Annotated in this window: 12 protein-coding genes; 3 read left to right on the top strand and 9 right to left on the bottom strand. The window is 68.3% G+C overall.

The window, feature by feature from the left end; all coding sequences use genetic code 11:
* Window positions 1-101: 101 nt before the first annotated feature.
* The 4 genes from rplI to K3F48_RS08010 all read right to left on the bottom strand — a co-directional run bounded on the left by rplI (window position 102) and on the right by K3F48_RS08010 (window position 5,376).
* On the bottom strand, window positions 102-668 hold the full coding sequence (gene rplI / locus K3F48_RS08025; RefSeq protein ID WP_222574907.1) for a 50S ribosomal protein L9: 567 nt from the start codon (window positions 666-668) through the stop codon (window positions 102-104).
* Between the two features lie 157 nt (window positions 669-825).
* Entirely contained in the window at window positions 826-1,839 is a 1,014-nt protein-coding gene (locus tag K3F48_RS08020) for a DUF2232 domain-containing protein (RefSeq protein WP_255608649.1), read from the bottom strand.
* A 298-nt stretch (window positions 1,840-2,137) separates the two neighbouring features.
* On the bottom strand, window positions 2,138-4,687 hold the full coding sequence (locus tag K3F48_RS08015; RefSeq protein ID WP_222574906.1) for an ABC transporter permease: 2,550 nt from the start codon (window positions 4,685-4,687) through the stop codon (window positions 2,138-2,140).
* Complete coding sequence (locus K3F48_RS08010) at window positions 4,684-5,376, bottom strand: ABC transporter ATP-binding protein (protein WP_222574905.1); 693 nt, start codon at window positions 5,374-5,376, stop codon at window positions 4,684-4,686. The genes K3F48_RS08015 and K3F48_RS08010 overlap by 4 nt, the downstream gene beginning before the upstream one ends.
* A 17-nt stretch (window positions 5,377-5,393) precedes the next feature.
* Here K3F48_RS08010 and K3F48_RS08005 point away from each other — a divergent pair, with 17 nt between their 5' ends.
* Window positions 5,394-6,128: an arylesterase gene (locus K3F48_RS08005; protein ID WP_222574904.1), complete on the top strand. Its 735-nt coding sequence runs from the start codon at window positions 5,394-5,396 to the stop codon at window positions 6,126-6,128.
* Between the two features lie 255 nt (window positions 6,129-6,383).
* Window positions 6,384-6,935 carry an RNA 2',3'-cyclic phosphodiesterase gene (gene thpR, locus K3F48_RS08000; RefSeq protein ID WP_222574903.1) on the top strand — a complete coding sequence of 184 codons (552 nt, stop codon included), beginning with the start codon at window positions 6,384-6,386 and terminating at the stop codon, window positions 6,933-6,935.
* Between the two features lie 196 nt (window positions 6,936-7,131).
* On the opposite strand, the gene K3F48_RS07995 is transcribed toward thpR, so the two are convergent.
* The 4 genes from K3F48_RS07995 to ftsE form a co-directional block, all read right to left on the bottom strand.
* Window positions 7,132-7,905 carry a 1-acyl-sn-glycerol-3-phosphate acyltransferase gene (locus K3F48_RS07995; protein WP_222574902.1) on the bottom strand — a complete coding sequence of 258 codons (774 nt, stop codon included), beginning with the start codon at window positions 7,903-7,905 and terminating at the stop codon, window positions 7,132-7,134.
* Between the two features lie 679 nt (window positions 7,906-8,584).
* Window positions 8,585-9,301 carry a YdcF family protein gene (locus K3F48_RS07990; RefSeq protein WP_222574901.1) on the bottom strand — a complete coding sequence of 239 codons (717 nt, stop codon included), beginning with the start codon at window positions 9,299-9,301 and terminating at the stop codon, window positions 8,585-8,587.
* Between the two features lie 115 nt (window positions 9,302-9,416).
* Window positions 9,417-10,394, bottom strand: a complete 978-nt coding sequence (locus tag K3F48_RS07985; RefSeq protein WP_255608646.1) for an ABC transporter permease — start codon at window positions 10,392-10,394, stop codon at window positions 9,417-9,419.
* A gap of 7 nt (window positions 10,395-10,401) precedes the next feature.
* A complete protein-coding gene (gene ftsE / locus K3F48_RS07980) occupies window positions 10,402-11,064 on the bottom strand; it encodes a cell division ATP-binding protein FtsE (RefSeq protein WP_222574899.1) in 663 nt (220 codons plus the stop codon).
* 144 nt (window positions 11,065-11,208) lie between these two features.
* Between ftsE and K3F48_RS07975 the strand changes: the two genes are divergently transcribed.
* On the top strand, window positions 11,209-11,802 hold the full coding sequence (locus tag K3F48_RS07975) for a DUF3426 domain-containing protein (protein WP_222574898.1): 594 nt from the start codon (window positions 11,209-11,211) through the stop codon (window positions 11,800-11,802).
* 151 nt (window positions 11,803-11,953) lie between these two features.
* On the opposite strand, the gene K3F48_RS07970 is transcribed toward K3F48_RS07975, so the two are convergent.
* Complete coding sequence (locus K3F48_RS07970; protein ID WP_222574897.1) at window positions 11,954-15,667, bottom strand: S-layer family protein; 3,714 nt, start codon at window positions 15,665-15,667, stop codon at window positions 11,954-11,956.
* Between the last annotated feature and the right edge of the window lie 212 nt (window positions 15,668-15,879).

Genomic DNA, 15,879 nt, shown 5'->3' with positions numbered 1-15,879 from the left:
TGTTGAGTGTGGCAGTTCTGCAACGGCGCCGCCACAGCAAACGGCCGAAGGCGTTTCCGCCTCCGGCCGTCGCTGATTCGGGCTATATTCGAAGCGAGCCTTCAGAGCTCGACGTCGCCGGCCTCGGCCAGCGCCGCGCCGACCTCGAGGCCGAGATCGTCGAGCGTCGTCTCCTCGCGCGCCGTCGCCGCCTCGCCGCGCGCCTGACGCTCCGCCTCTTCGGCCGAGCGGGCGACGTTGACGACGATCTTCACCTCGATCTCGGGATGCAGATGCACCGGCACGCTGTGCAGGCCGAGCGCCTTGATCGGGTGCTGCAGCTCGATTTGGCTGCGGCCGAGCGAGAAGCCGCCCGCGGTCGCCGCATCGGCGATGTCGCGCGTCGCGACGGAGCCATAGAGATGGCCGCTCTCGCCCGCCTGGCGAATGATGACGAAGGTCTGACCCTCGAGCTTCTCGCCGACCTGCTCGGCCTCCTTGCGCGCGGTGAGGTTGCGCGCCTCGATCTGCGAGCGCTGCGTCTCGAAATGCTTCTTGTTCGACTCCGTCGCGCGCAGCGCCTTGCCGCGCGCCAGCAGGAAGTTGCGGGCGTAGCCGTCGCGAACGCGCACCGTGTCGCCCATCTGGCCGAGCTTGGCCACGCGCTCCAGAAGAATCACCTCGACCATCGTCTTCTCCTCATGTCTCTCCTAGGAGCGTTATCCGATCCGAACGGATCGGATAACGCTCTAGCATTCTTTCCGTTTGAGCGAATTCTGGTCGATCGAACGATTCCGTTCGATCGGAAAGCGCTCCAGGGGATCCGCCCCTATGGCCGTCTCTCCGTCAGCCGCGCCGTTGCGGCGCGGTCGCCCGCTTGCGGGCGCGGAAGGAGAAAGCGGCGTCGGCGACGCCGACGGCGGTGAACAAAAGGATCGGCCAGCCGAACAGGCCGATCGTGAAATAGCCCACGAGCAGCGCCACAGTGCCGATCTTGGCGTCGCGCAGCAGCAGATGCGCGACGGCGAGTCCCTGCAGCGCCAAGGCGAGGCCGAGCGTCTCGGCGACGATGAGGGCGAGTTCGCCGGGAAGATCGCCGATCGCGGCGAGGGCGGCCGCGACGACGAAGGCGGCCGCGACCACGCGCGGGAGCGTGAATTCGGCGGCGATGTCCGGCCAGGGAGCGGTGAGCTGGCCGGAGGCCTTCACCAGCTTGCCGGCGCCCCAGAGATTGAGCGAGTGAATCAGCAGCGCATAGGCCGCGACCGTCGCCGGAAAGGCGAATGCCGCGACGCCGGAGAGATGCTTGGCGTCGACGCGGTCGCCGAGGTCCTGTGCCCGGAGCATGTCCTCGATGATCAGATAGGCCTTGGCGCGGAGCGGGTTCAGCGCCTCGTCGAGGTTGCCGAAATGAACGGACGCGATCGCGACCGCGGCGCCGAAGGCAAGGATCAGCGCGACGCCGGCGCCGAGCACGGCCGTGGCCGCGCGATTGCTCGCGACCCGCTCCGTTCCGCGGAACGGCGCGCCGAGAGCGACATAGGACGCGATCATCGCCGGAATGGCGACAATGCCGGCGTAGGTCAGGCCGAAAGCCGGATTGGGCCAGATCGACAGCAGCCCGGTGGCGATCAGGGCCGAGGTCACGCCATGGCGCAGTCCGAAGCCGAGCGCGACGATCATCAGCGGCAGAGGCGACAGATGCGCCAGCAGCAGGCCGGCCAGCGTGCCCTTTGTGAGCACGGCGAAGACGGCCGCCGCCGCCACGCCGCCGCCGAGCGAAGCGAACATGTTCGGCAGGGAAACGTCGCCATTGTCGGGGACGGGCGGCTTCCTGCGGTCTGGCAGCGATTGAGGCATTCGACTACGGATCTTCTCGGCTAGGGATCCTCGAGGGCGAGCGCGAGCGTCTCGCGTCCAGCCTTGCGGGACGCTGGCGAAGGGAGCCTTTTACGGCCTGCGCGTCTCGCGGGCAAGAGTTTCGCCCGCGGAATGTTTCGCCCGCCGAAAACGCGCTCGAATCGCCCGAGAGGGGACGAAAAGCGGCCGAATCGCCCGAAAAATGCGCCAGCGGCATTAGGGACTTGCGTCGACGAATTCGAAGCCTCTCGGGAGCGAGCCTGAAGGCTCGCTCAATCGGCTGAATCACGCCACTGGTCTAGCGGCCTCTCAGCGCGGCGCCGGGCCGTCGTCCGAGGATCCGCCAGCTGCCGGCGAGGCCGAGCGCAATGGCGAAGGCCAGCGCTCCGAGCGTCGTGGCGGCGACCGCCCATGGATGGAAGGCGAAATCCATCCGCATTAATTTCACCAGGATGAATGCGGCCGCGCCGGTCCCGGCGGCGACCGCGACCGCGCCGGCGGCTGCGCCGAGCAGGGCGAACTCGATCGCATAGGCGCTCGTCAGAAAGCCGCGCGTCGCGCCGAGCGCGCCGAGAACCGCGGCGTCGCGCAGGCGCGTCTGCTGAGAGGCGGCGACGGCGCTGCCGAGCGCCAGTGACGCCGTCAGAATCGCGATCGCCGCCGCCGCGCGCGCGGCGGTGGTCAGCCGGTCGGCGAGATCGCCGGCCGCATCGAGCGCATCCTTCACCCGCAAGGCGGCGATCATCGGAAAGCGCTTGGCGACCTCCCGCGTCAGCCGTGCATCGCGGCTGTCGTCGCGCGCATCGAAGGCGACCGTGTACATTTGCGAATAGGGCGCGTCGGCGAAGGCGGCGGGCGAGAACACCATGACGAAATTAATGCCGAAGCTGCGCCAGTCGACGCGCCGCAGATTGGCGACCCGCGCGGTCAGCTCGCGCCCGAGCACATTCACGGCGATCTCGTCGCCGATCGACAGGCCGAGCCCTTCGGCGATGCGCGTTTCCAGCGAGACGAGCGGTGCCTCCGCGAGGTCCTCGTCCGCCCGCCACCATCGTCCCGCGGCGAGCGTCGAGCCCCCGGGCAAATCCGCGGAAAAAGTCACGCCGCGATCGCCTTCGAGCGCCCAGGCGATGTCGTCGGGCGGCTTCAGCGTCTCGGCGCGCACGCCCTTCACCGCGACGATGCGCCCGCGCATCATCGGCGCCTGCTCGAGCCGCGCGTCGGCCGCGAAGGCGGAGAGAAAGGCGGAAAATTCCGCCGCCTGCTCCTTGGCGACATCGATGAAGAAAAAGCTCGGCGTGCGGGCCCTGTCGGTCGGCGCGAGCTCGGCGTGGACGGAGGCCTCGATCAGCGTGAGAGCGACGAGCAGCGTCTGCGTCAGTCCGATCGACAGCACCAGCGGCGCCGCGAGATTCTTCGGCCGGCGGATGTTGGCGACCGCATGCCGCAGCCTGAGGCTCGCAAAGCGCGGTGCGCGGGATGCGGCCAGCACGGCGAGCGCTGCGACGCCGCGCAGCAGCAGAAAGGCCGTCCCCGTCGCGGCCGCATAAGCGGCGGCGAGGCGCAAATCGGCCGAGAAGGCCAGAACCGCGGCGACGAGCAGCGCCGCCGAAGCCAAGGCGCCGGCGACGAATCGGCGAGGGGTCCGCGCCGCTTCGGTTTCTTCGCGCAGCAGCCGCGCCACCGGCGTCCCATAGGCGCGGCCGAGCGGGCCGAGCGAAAAGATCAGCGTCACCAGCAGGCCGCATAGCGCGCCGACGGCGAGGCTGTGGAGATCGGCCGAAGGAGCGAAGGGCAGGCCGATGGAGCCGAGCGCGCGGGCGAGCAGGAAGGGAAGGGCCGAGCCGAGCGCGAGGCCGCCGGCGACGGCGAGCGCGGCGACCAGCAGCACCTCGGTGAAAGCGATGGCGAAGACGCGCGCGCCCGAGGCGCCCAACGCCTTGAGAATGGCGAAAGAATCGCGCTTCCGGGCGACGAAGCCGTCGACCGCGTTGGCGACGCCCGCGCCGCCGGCGACCAGAGCCGTCAGCGCCACCAGGGTCAGGAGCTGGGTGAAGCGCTGCTGATTGCGCGAGAACTGCGGCGAGACGGCGTCGCGCCGGCGCAGCTCCCAGCCGGCGTCCGGGAAGGCGGCGCCGAGCGCGCCGACGAATCGCTCGACCTCGGCGTCCGCGGCGATCCGAGCGCCGTCGCCGAGCGCGACGCGCGCCACGCGGCGCAAAATGACGCCGGGCCGGTCGAGCCCCGTCGCCGCGAGGCCGGCGTCGCTCATCAGGACGCGCGCGCCGAAAGCGAGCCCGCCGGCGAGCTTGTCGGGCTCGGCGACGAGCTCGGCGCGCAGGATGAAGGAGGCGGCGCCGATGTTCAGCCGATCGCCGACCTTGAGATCGAGCCGCGCGATCAGCGTCGAATCGGCGGCGACGCCGAAGGCGCCGTCGCTCGCGCCCAGCGTTTCGCCCAAGGCCTGCGGCGGCGCGAGCGTCACGGAGCCGGCGAGCGGAAACGCGCCGTCGACGGCCTTGATCTCGACCAAGGCGGCTTCGCCGGCCTGCGTGCGCGCCATGGCCCGCACCAGCGCAATTTCGCCGACTCGTCCGGCGCGCTCGAGGACGGCGCGCTGCTCCGGCGCGAGTCGGCGCGACGTGACGGCGAGGGCGACGTCGCCGCCGAGGATCGTCCGTCCTTCGCGCGCGAGGCCCGCCGTCAGCGAATGCGAGACCGCGCCGACCCCGGATATGGCCGCGACGCCGATGACGATGCAGCCGATGAAGACGGCGAAGCCGCGCAGATCGCCCAAAAGGTCGCGCAGAGCGAAGCGAAGCGGCAGCGGCAGGCGCGGGCTTCTCATGCGCGCGCGGCCGTCTCGGCGGACTCGATCCGCCCGGACCGCAGCCGCACGGCGCGGCCGCAGCGCGCGGCGAGCGTGGCGTCATGCGTCACCAGCACCAGAGTGGCGCCGCGCCGCGCCTGCTGCGCGAAAATGAGATCGATGATCGCGGCGCCGGTCTCCGAATCGAGATTGCCGGTCGGCTCGTCCGCGGCGAGGATCGCCGGGTCCGGCGCGAGCGCGCGCGCCAAGGCGACGCGCTGCTGCTCGCCGCCGGAGAGTTGCGCCGGATAATGCGCGAGCCGCGCGCCGAGCCCGACCGCTTCCAGCTCCTCCTTCGCCCGTGCGAAGGCGTCGGCGCGGCCGGCGAGCTCCAGCGGAACCGCGACATTCTCGAGCGCCGTCATGGCGGGGATGAGCTGAAAGGACTGGAATACGACGCCGATCCGGCGGCCGCGATAGCGCGCCAGCGCAGTCTCGGACAGGCGCGTCAGATCGGCGCCGTCGACGACGACGCGGCCCGAATCGGGACGCTCCAGGCCGGCGAGGGTCATCAGCAGTGTGGATTTGCCCGATCCCGACGGGCCGATGAGGCCGACGGCCTCGCCCTCGTTCACGGTCAGGCTGATTTTTTTCAGCACGTGGGCACGCGCCGCGCCCGCGCCGAGGGTAAGATCGACGTCCTCGAGTTCGATGATCGGCGGCTGCACGAAGAGGCTTTCCGAAGATGACGAGAATTTCCGACGCGGGATGCGCGCGAGGCGACCGCATCGCTCCGACTTATGCGAAGGCGTCGCTGATTTCCAGGAGCGGGCGGCGCATTTCCGCGCTTCTCGCTTTCGGCGCCGGACTGCTGGGCGCCGAGGCGGCTCCGGCGGAGCCGCTGCGCATCATCGCCTTCGGCGACAGCCTCACGGCCGGATACCAGCTGCCGGCCGACGCCGCCTTTCCCGCGGCGCTGGAGCGGAGGCTGCGCAAGGACGGCTATGATGCGAAGGTCGTCAACGCCGGCGTCTCGGGGGAGACGACCGGGCAGGGGGCGGGACGCATCGCCTATGGGCTGCGGGAGGGCGGCGATCTCCTGATCCTCGAGCTCGGCGCCAATGACGGCCTGCGCGGCCTCGATCCCAAGCGGACGCGCGCCAATCTCGAGAAGATCATCGCCGCCTGCGACGAAAAAGGGATCAGGGTGCTGCTCGCCGGCATGGTCAGCGTCGCCAATTACGGCGAAGAGACCAAGCGCGAGTTCGACGCGATCTTTCCCGCTCTCGCCGCCGAGCGCGGCTTGCCGCTCTATCCGTTCTTCCTGGAGGGCGTTCTGGGCGTCGACGGCATGACCTTGCCGGACGGACTGCATCCGAGCCGGGCGGGCGTCGAGCGGATCGTCGAAGGGATCGCGCCGGTGGTCGAAAACACACTCGACGCAATCCGCGCCGGAAAATCCGGCGGAGCCGCGCGCTGAACGGAGGCCGGCGATCGCGATCGCGTGTAAGCTTGCGTCAGGCCGAAAAAAAGTCGCGTGGCGCCTGTGAGAGAGGCGCCGCGAAGGCGCGGTTCAGGATATAATGACATCCGGTTTTCCGCTGCGCGCGACGCGCGAACTCGTGAGGAGGCGCCCGCCAGAGCCGCTTCGATCCGCCGCGAGCGGCCCATCCGACGACGAGACAATCGCTATCGGCGACGCTTTACGCCCGCGATCGACCAGGATGGAGGACCCATGCCGAGACTGTTCACCGCTCTCGAAATCCCGGCCCGGGTGGCCGCCGATCTCTCCATGCTGCGCGGAGGCCTTGCGGGCGCGCGCTGGATCGACGCTGAAAATTACCACATCACGCTGCGCTTCATCGGCGATGTCGACGAGGCCATGGCGCATGACGTGGCCATGACGCTCGCCGCCGTCCGCCGTCCGCCGGTGACGGTGCAGCTCGACCGGCTCGACTCCTTCGGCGGCGTCAAGCCGCGCGCCATCATCGTCAAGGCGCGCGCCGACGCCGCTCTCGCCGAACTGCAGGCCGAGCACGAGCGGCTGCTGCGGCGCCTCGGCGCGCCGCCCGAGCCGCGCAAATTCCTGCCGCATGTGACATTGGCGCGGCTGCGCGGCGCGCCGAGCTCGGCGGTCGCCGCCTATCTCGGGACGCGCGGCTATTTTCCGCCCTTGCGCTTCGAGGCGGCGCGATTCGTTCTCTATTCCTCGCGCGATTCGGTCGGCGGCGGCCCCTATATCGTCGAGGCGGATTATCCGCTGCGCGGCAAGGCGGCGGCGGCCTGACCGCAGGGGAATCGGAAGAAGGACTTTTTCCCCAACCCCTCGTCCCGAGGAGCCCGCGAAGCGGGCGTCTCGAAGGACGGCAACGGGGAGAAACCTTTGATTTTGCCCCACGGCCGTCCTTCGAGACGCCGCCAGCGGCGGCTCCTCAGGACGAGGGTTGGGGATTTTATCCTTCGCCCGCCCTGGGCCTGAGCGCTCAGGCGGTCGGCGCGGCGGCGCGGTTGCGGGCGACGATCTCGCCGAGCGCGGGGTCGAGCGCCACCGCCTCCTCGATCAGCCGCTCGGTCGCCGTCTCCATCGCCTCCTGCAGGCGCTCGAAAAAGACCCTGGCGTCGAGGCCGGGCTCGATCGGCGGCAGATATTCGAGGACGACGGTTCCAGGCCGGATGATGAAGGAGCGGCGCGGCCAGAACAGGCCGGAATTCAGCGCCACCGGCACGCATGGCGCGCCGGTCTCCGAATAAATATGGGCGACGCCGAACTTATATTGCGGCGGCGCGCCGACGGGCCGGCGCGTGCCCTCGGGAAAAATGAACAATTGCCGCCCTTGCGCGAACAGAGCCTTCGCCTTGCGCGTGATTTGCGGCAGCAGCCGGCCGCCCTTGGCGCGATCGATGGCGATCTGCTCGGCGGCCAGAAGATACCAGCCGAACAGCGGAATATAGATCAGCTCGTGCTTCAAAATGTAGGAGAAATCGGGAAAGTGCAGGGGCAGCACGAAAGTGTCCCAGATCGACTGATGCTTGCAGGCGACGATCACGGCGCCGTTCGGAATATTTTCGAGGCCGCGGAACTCGACCTTCACCCCGACGATCTTCTCGAGCCACCAGAGAGACGTGCGCCCCCAGGCCCGGCCGAGAGCGAGCGACGCATGCCGCGGCATGGCGAGCGCCGGCAGCCAGATCAGCATCAGCACGATCACATTGGTGAAGAAGACGACGTTGAACAGCAGCGAGCGCAGGAACAGCATTTGACGACGACCTGACGTTGCTTTGGGCCCTTTCCATCGGCGCGGCCGTTCATAGGACGGAGTCCGCGTCGAGAACAAGAGGCTCCCCGCCGCCGGCCGACGCTACAGCAGGCCGTGAAGCCGCCAGAGCACAACGAGACCGACGGCGATGAAGAGATCGATCGCGGCGCACCAGGGAACGTACCATAGAGGGATCTGCACGAGGCCGAGCTTCGCCCGAGTCCGTGGCCGATATAGGCCGCCGGCAGAAGCCAGGGACTGAGCGTCAGCCCGAGCAGCGCGGCGAGCCCGAACCCCGATGCGACGACGAGCTCGGTCAGCTGGTCGCGAAAGGTTCCGTTCATAATGGCGAAGCCGAAATAGACGCCGGCGATGACGCCGAGCAGCACGGCCGCAAATCCCAGGGAAGCCGGGCCTGGCAGGAACAGATGCGGCGCGAGGGAGAAAGCGGCGACCGCAGTCGCGGAAAGCGCCGGGGCTCTGGAAAAAGCGAACCCTGCGTCGTCACTCGCGGACATTTGAGATGCTCCGTTCCAAATTTCACAGGCGCGCGCTCGTCGGCGCCGAACGAAACGTCGCATCCACGGCCCGCGTCCGCCAATGGAGACGGCGCCGAAACCGGCAGGAGGTTTGCCCGGGCTCGGCGACGCGCGGCCCGGGCCCTGGATCGGAAAGCGCTCTAGCGCGCCGGCGTGCGAGCGTCGCGCTCGCGTCGATCGGCGACCGCGCTCGCGCCGGCCCCTCCATAGTCCTCAGCGGTGGAGGAGCGCGCCACGCGGGTGCGCGCCAGCGCCAAGAGATATTTCACATATTCCGCCGCGACGAGCCGCGCGACGCTCACGTCCTCGAGCCAGTCGTCGACTCGCAAATGTGGGCTGATCACGGGGAAGGGATAGAGCTCGACGCCGGGCAGGGCGGCGGACAGCTCGACCAGAGCGCGAGGCATGTGATAATTGGAGGTGACGACGATCAGCGAGCCGTCGATCCCGCGCGCCATGGCCCATGCGCGCGTCTCCGCGGCGTTGCCCGCGGTGTCCAGCGCCTCATAGCCGAGGTCGATGCAGCAATCGAACAATTGCCGCGAGACTGGCAGAAGCTTTGCGATTTCCGCGCCGCGCGTCGACTTGTTGACGCCCGTTATGAGCAGACGACGCGCCTGCCCCCGCGCGAGAAGTTCCGCCGCCTCCTGGATTCGATCGGAGCCGCCGGTCAGCACCACCACTCCGTCGGCTTGCACCGTGAGGACCGGCTCGGCGCGCTCGAGCGACAGCGCGAAGCCTATGAAGCCGGCGACGAAGGCCGAAACGAGGAAGCCGGCGGCGCACAGGACCAGCGTCGCCGCGCGTCGCGGCGCGGTCGATCGCCGTCGTCTCTGCGCTCGAGGGCCTGCTGTCACGCGCGTCTCGTCCCTGTTCGTCGCGCGATGCGACCATTGTCGAAATGTGTGAGCGCCGCTGAAGGCTGTCCAGAGGGCGGTGGCGGAGGGGCAGGGCAGAGGGAGACCCCGCTGCCTACTGCAGCCGACGCAGCTGGCGGAACACGATCTCCTGCGACATGAAGCCGGTGAGCAGGCCCGCCGCGGCCGAAATCGCGGCAATGACCGCGAAGCCGCGCGGACCGAGCGAGAGGCTGCCGAACATGGCCTCGATCTGGTCGCCGCCCGGCGTCGCCCGCCATTGATCCGCGAGATAGCCGGAAAGCAGAAAGAACGCCATGGCGCAGCCGCCGCCGATCAGCCCGCCCCGCAGGCCGAGCGCGACGAAGCGCCGCTGGAACTGGCGGGCGATATAGCGGTCGGCGGCGCCGACGAGATGCAGCACCTCGATGATCTCGCGATTGCCGACCATCGCGGCGCGCGTCGCAAAGGCGACGGTGAGGCCGGCGGCGACGACGATCAGCACGAAGATCAGCGACGCCACGACGACGGCGGCGCCCGCCATCTGGCCGAGGCGCTCGACCCATAGTCTGTGATCGTCGAGCGCGGCGTTGGGAAGCTGCTCGGCCAGCTCGCGCCGCAATTGGGCGAGATCGGGCCGCTTCCCCTCGACGAGCTTGAGCACGATCATGCGCGGGGCCGGCAATTCGGCGAAATCCAGTCCCTGGCCGAGCCAGGGCGCGAGCAGCGCCTCGGACTCCGCTCTCGTGTAGATCTTGACGTCGCGCACGCCCTCCGCGGCGACGAGGATCGCCGTCGCGCGAACGACATCGGATTCGACGTCGCGGCCGGCGACCGGGCGAATCTGCACGCTCGCCTCGCGCGCCACCTCGCTCCGCCAATCGACGCTGGCGTCGGCGACGAGCAGCGCCGCGCCGGCGGCGAGCGCGGCGAGAAACGTCATGATGGCGATGACGATGACGAGCGAGCGCCCGGCGATCGACGTGGTCGGCACGAGCGGCGTCTCGCGCGCCAGCGCCTCGTCGAGCGGGACGGCTGTCGCTTCGTCCTTCGTCTCGACGGTCGTCCGTCGCGCCAGCAGGGCTCGAATCATGCGCGGCTCACTCGAAGACATGCAGGCGGCCGTCGGCGAGCACCAGCCGGCGCGCCGCCTCATATTGGTCCATCAGCGCCAGATCATGGGTGGCGATGACGACCGAGGTGCCGCTCTTGTGCAATTCGACGAAGAGGCGCAGGAGCCTTCGCGCGAGCGTCGGGTCGAGATTGCCGGTCGGCTCGTCCGCGAGCAGCAGCTCGGGCCGCACGATCAGCGCCCGCGCGATCGCCGCCCGCTGCTTCTCGCCGCCCGAGAGCACGCTGGGAAGGGCGGTGATGCGCGTCTCGAGCCCGACCCAGCGCAGCAGCTCCAGCACCTCGGCGCGATAGCTCCCCTCGTCCCGGCCGATGACGCGCAGCGGCAGCGCGACATTCTCGTAGAGCGAGAGATGATCGAGCAGGCGGAAGTCCTGAAAGACGACGCCGATGCGCCGCCGGATATCGGTGACCTCATCCTTTTGTAGCGTCGCCGCATCCCGGCCGAACAGAGTGATTCGCCCGCGCGTCGGCTCGAGCGACATCAGGACGAGCTTGAGCAGCGTCGTCTTTCCGGCGCCCGAGGGACCGGTCAGAAATTGAAAGGAGCGCGGCTCGACGGTGAAGCTGAGATCGGTGAGGATCTCGCTCCCCGTCCCATAGCGCAGCCCGACATCCTCGAAGCTCAGCAAGAGGCGCCTTCCATTCGCGAAGCGGCGTCAGAATCACAGGTCGAACTTTAGCAGTTCACGCGCTCTTAACCATATCGCGCATTAATGGCGAAGTAGCCCGGCGTTATGATTTCTGCGCGCCGGCGGCGGCTCGGAGGCCGGCTCATGCGCGAGCGTCCCATTCCCTTCTATCCCGCTCTCGACGGCTTGCGGCCGAACGAGCCCTCGAGCGCCGAAGCGGCGCTCGAGGATTGGGAGCGCGCCCATGCGCGCCTCTGGCGCGCGCCGCCGCCCGAGGAGGACGCGTGGCAGGAGCGCCGCCCGAGCCGGCTGCCCGTGATCGCCGCCGCCATCGCCGTGATGATCGGCGCCATGGGCCTGATCGGCCTGCGCGAGCGCATCGTTCGCCTCGCGCCCGCGACCGCGGGGCTCTATTCGGCCGCCGGCCTGAAGGTCAATCTCATCGGCCTCGATCTGCGCTCCGTCACCTCCAAGGTGGCCGAGGAGGGCTCGCGCAAGGTGCTGACCGTCGAGGGCGAGATCGTCAATCTGCGGCCGGAATCGAATCGGGTGCCGAAAGTGGCGCTCTCCGTGCGCGGCGCCGACGGGCGCGAGCGCTATGTCTGGACCGAGACGCCGCCCAAGGCGCGCCTCGCCCCCGGCGAGACGCTGGCCTTTCGCGCGCGCCTCGCCTCGCCGCCGGCGGACGGAACCGATGTGATGGTGCGCTTCACGGCGCTGCAGGCCGGCAATAAGTGAGGCGTCGCGCCGTTCCCCACGCGCAAGCCGCTCTAGTGGGTGGATTCAGCCGATTTGAGCGAGCCTGAAGGCTCGCGGTCCGAACGCGGCCCCTGGACCGCGAGCCTTCAGGCTCGCTCTCGAGAGGCTGCAAATTCGGCGACGCACGCCACTAGACGAAATTGACTTGAGATTGAGTCAGATCGGCGGCGACGAAGTTCTGCAGCGTGATTGTGTTGGCGGCGTCGAGCGTGATGACCGTGCTCGTCCCGACCTGCGCCGTATGCGAGAGCAGGCTCGTCCAATCGGCGAAGAGCGTGTGATCGATCTGCAGCCTGTCGATGGCGGCGAAGTCGGCGACCGTATCCTTGCCGAATGAGGGCGTGAATACGAAAGTGTCGGCGCCGCCGCCGCCTTTCAGCATGTCGCCGCCGCCGCCGCCCCACAGCGAATTGGCCGAGTTGTCGCCGGTCAGCCGATCCGCGCCGGAGCCGCCGGCGATATTCTCCATGTTGCGGATCGTGTCCTCGGTGACGCCGCCGACCTTCACCACGGCGTTGGTCGCGCCATTCAATGTCACGACGACCGAAGCCGTCTTGTCGGAGTAATCGGCGGTGTCGACGCCGGCGCCGCCGTCGAGGACGTCCTTGCCGCCGCCGCCTCTCAGCCAGTCATTGCCGCCGGCGCCGTTCAGAATATCGATCCCCGAGCCGCCGAACATCGTGTCGTCGGTCTCGGCGCCGGTCAGTTCGTCGCCGCCGGTGGTCAGCCGCACGTCGCTCTCGCCGTCATGCACGTCGATGGTGAAATAGCCGGCCTGGACGTTGGCGAGCGTGAAATCATAAGCGACGCCGCCCGCGGCGGTCACATGCAGCTTCGAGCCCGAGATGCTCGCGGCGGTGGCGGCGACGCCATGCAGCCGCAGGAGATCGCCATCGCCGAAACCGTCCAGCTGTCCGGCGAAGCTCGACGGCGTCAAAAGATCGAGCGTCTCGCCCGCCGCGCTCAGGAACTTGATTTCTTCCCCGGCCGCGACGGCCCCGCCGATCTGCAGCGTTCCCTGATGGTCGATCGCCGCGGAGCCGGAGCCGGTCAGGGCGCCGTCGATGATCAGCGTCGCGCCGTCGGCCTTTGCGAGCCCGCTGTTGGCGAGCGAGCCGTGGATCCGCAGCGCGCCGCTCTTCGCCAGCACCGTGCCGGCGTTGGCGAAGGCGAGGCCGTTCAGCCAAATGTCGCCGAGGCCTGTCCCCGCCGTCTTCTCGAGCAAGCCGGAATTGGCGATCGACCCGGCGCCCGAGAGTGTGATTCCGGTGTCGGCGACAATTTTCCAGACGCCGGCGGCGTCGATGACGAGCGCGCCGGACAGCGCGAGAAAATTATTCTGCTCGACCATCCCGGCGACCTCGAGCGTCGGCACCGCGGCGCCGTTGCCGAGCGACAGCGCGCCGATGGTCGAAGAGCCCGTTATATACAGCCGACCCGGGCCCGCGACATTCCCCCCGGACAGGATGGAGACGCCGCTCAAGGTCAGCTTGCGCCCATTGAGGTCGAGCGTTCCGAACTGACTGGCGAAAGTGAAGTTTCCGGCGTAGCTCAGATGGACGCCGAGCTTGGCGACGCCGCCGCCATTGCCGCCATTGATGTAGAGATTGGCGACGGTGACATTCGTCGTGTTGATCGTCGCTCGCGCGCCGAAGCCGAATGCGAGCGTGCCGGCGCCGCTGATCGATCCGCCGAAAGTCTCGACGCCGGAGAAATTCGCGGTCGCCCCGGCGGCGATGGTCAGAGCGCCAGTGTTGGTGAAGGAGCCCTGGATCGTCGCCGCCCCGGATGTCTGAACGGCGAAGGTTCCATTGTTGGTGATGGTCGCCGAGCCGCCATTGTTTATGCCGCCGCCGTAGGGCGCCGAGACGATCTTGTAGCTCGCCCCGGCGTCGATCAGCAGCGCGCCGTCGAGGGTCAGCGGATCGGTCTGAGTGATCGATCCGGCGTCCTCGAGCGTCGCGGCGCCGGAGCCTTGGTCGATCGTCAGCCCGGCGATGGTCGAGGAGCCCGTCACCTTCACTCTGCCGGAGCCGCCGATGGTTCCGGAGAGGCTGGAGACGCCGCTCAAGGTCAGCTTGTGCCCATTGAGGTCGAGCGTTCCGAACTGACTGGCGAAGGTGAAGTTTCCGGCGTAGCTCAGATGGACGCCGAGCGTGGTCGTGCCGCCGCCATTGCCGCCATTGATGATCAGCCTGGCGACCGTCACATCGGCGGTGTCGATCCGCGCCTGAGCGCCGAAGCCGATCGAGAGCGCGCCATTGCCGCCGATGGATCCGCCGAATTTCTCCACGCCGGAGAACTCGAGCGTCGCGCCGGCGGCGATGGTGAGCACGCCGGCATTGGTGAATGCGCCGAGTATCCGGCTCGTTCCGGGCGCGACGTCGAGAATGGTTCCTCTGTTGATCGTCGTCGCGCCGCTCGCGCCGCTCGACGAGATCGATCCGCCGGCGATGCGATAGCTGGCCCCGCTGTCGATCTGCAGGGTCCCATGAAGGGAAATTCCCGCCGTCTGCTTGGCCGAGCCCGCCACTTCGATCGTCGTCGCGACGTCGTCGTAGCCGACCGCCAAATCGCCGAAAGTGACGGCGCCGGCGATCTTCAGCCTTCCGCCGCCTTTGATATTGCCATAGGGGGCGGCGAGCGAATTCGATGCGCCGGTCAAGGTCAGCGTATGTCCGGCGAGGTCGAGCACGCCGAAGGCGGCCTCGAATTTGAAAGCGCCGCCATAGGTCAGGTCGACGCCGAGCTCGGTCGTTCCGTCGGTTATGGTCCAATGGCCGACCGTGACCGCGGTCGAGGTGACGAGCGCTTTGACGCCATTGCTGAAGGAGAGCGTGCCGCCGCCGTCGATCGTCCCTCCGAAGGTCTCCACCCCGGCGCCGGGAAAAGCGAAATTGAGCGTCGCGCCCGTCGCGACGGTCAGACGGCCGTTGTTGGTGAAGCCGCCGTTGATCCAGCTCGCCGTCGCGCCCACCGCCTTGTCGACGAGCCGGCCGTTGTTGATGAGCAGGCTGTTCCCGCCGCTGTTGATCGTGCCGATGGTCGCGATCGAATAAGTGGCGCCGCTGTCGATCCGCAGCGTGCCCTTGCTCGAGGCGTCGCCGAGGAAGACGGAGCCGTTCTGCGTGATCGTCGCGCCGGAGGCGGCCTCCAATGTCGCCCCGCCCACGATCGAATTGCCGCCATAGCCGGTCGGCTCGTCCACTCGCCCATAGACGATCACCCGGCCGGGCCCGGAAATGGTCCCGTCGAGCGTCGCTCCGCCCGTGAGCTTCAGCGTGTGGCCATTGAGCAGCAGCAGCGCCTGATTGCCGGAATAGTCGATCTGGGTGAAGCGGCCGGCGTAGGTGAGGTTGGCGCCGAGCGTCGTCCGGGACACTGTTCCATTGCCGTAGACGCCGAGAATGAGGTTTGCGACCGACAGCGCCGTTCCCGCATTCAGGTCGAAGTCGCCATATTGAAACTGAATGGTTCCGGCGCCGCCCAACGTTCCGGCGATGGACCCGCCGAAAAATGTCAGCGTCGCCCCGGCGGCGGCGGACAGGCTGGCGCCCGAGGCGAGATTGATCACGCCGCCGAGGAAGCTGTCGTGATCGACGGCGAGAGAGCCGCCATTGATGTTCAGCGTCGCATTGGTGCCGCTCAGCGACCAGATCTCGTCGACGCCGTTGTAGTCGACGGTGAAGGGGGCTGTGTAGCTCAGCGTCACCGCATTGTCGGCGCCCGGCACATAATGCACGATCGCATTGGTGACCGGATCGATCTCGGTCCAATTGCCGGCGGCGAACCAGTTTCCGCTCGATGTATTCCAGTCAGCCGAATAGGGCGGAGGCGACGGCATGGCGAACCTCTCAGTAAACTCAGCGAATATTCGGATGCGAATTTACCATGTTCGACTGGCGCTCGGCAATGCGCCAATTCGGGTCTGCCAGGGCTTCGAATCCAGGTTAACAAATTCCGTGCGACCGCGTCATGCCCGCGCTTGTCGCACGGCTGTCCGGTTCAAGATAGGCATAGTATTATCTCGTATTGGCGTGGGTCCGGCTTGTTATT

This window comes from Methylosinus sp. Sm6, assembly GCF_019802345.1.
Classification (GTDB): Bacteria; Pseudomonadota; Alphaproteobacteria; order Rhizobiales; family Beijerinckiaceae; genus Methylosinus.
This window is presented reverse-complemented; position numbering and strand designations above follow the sequence as displayed.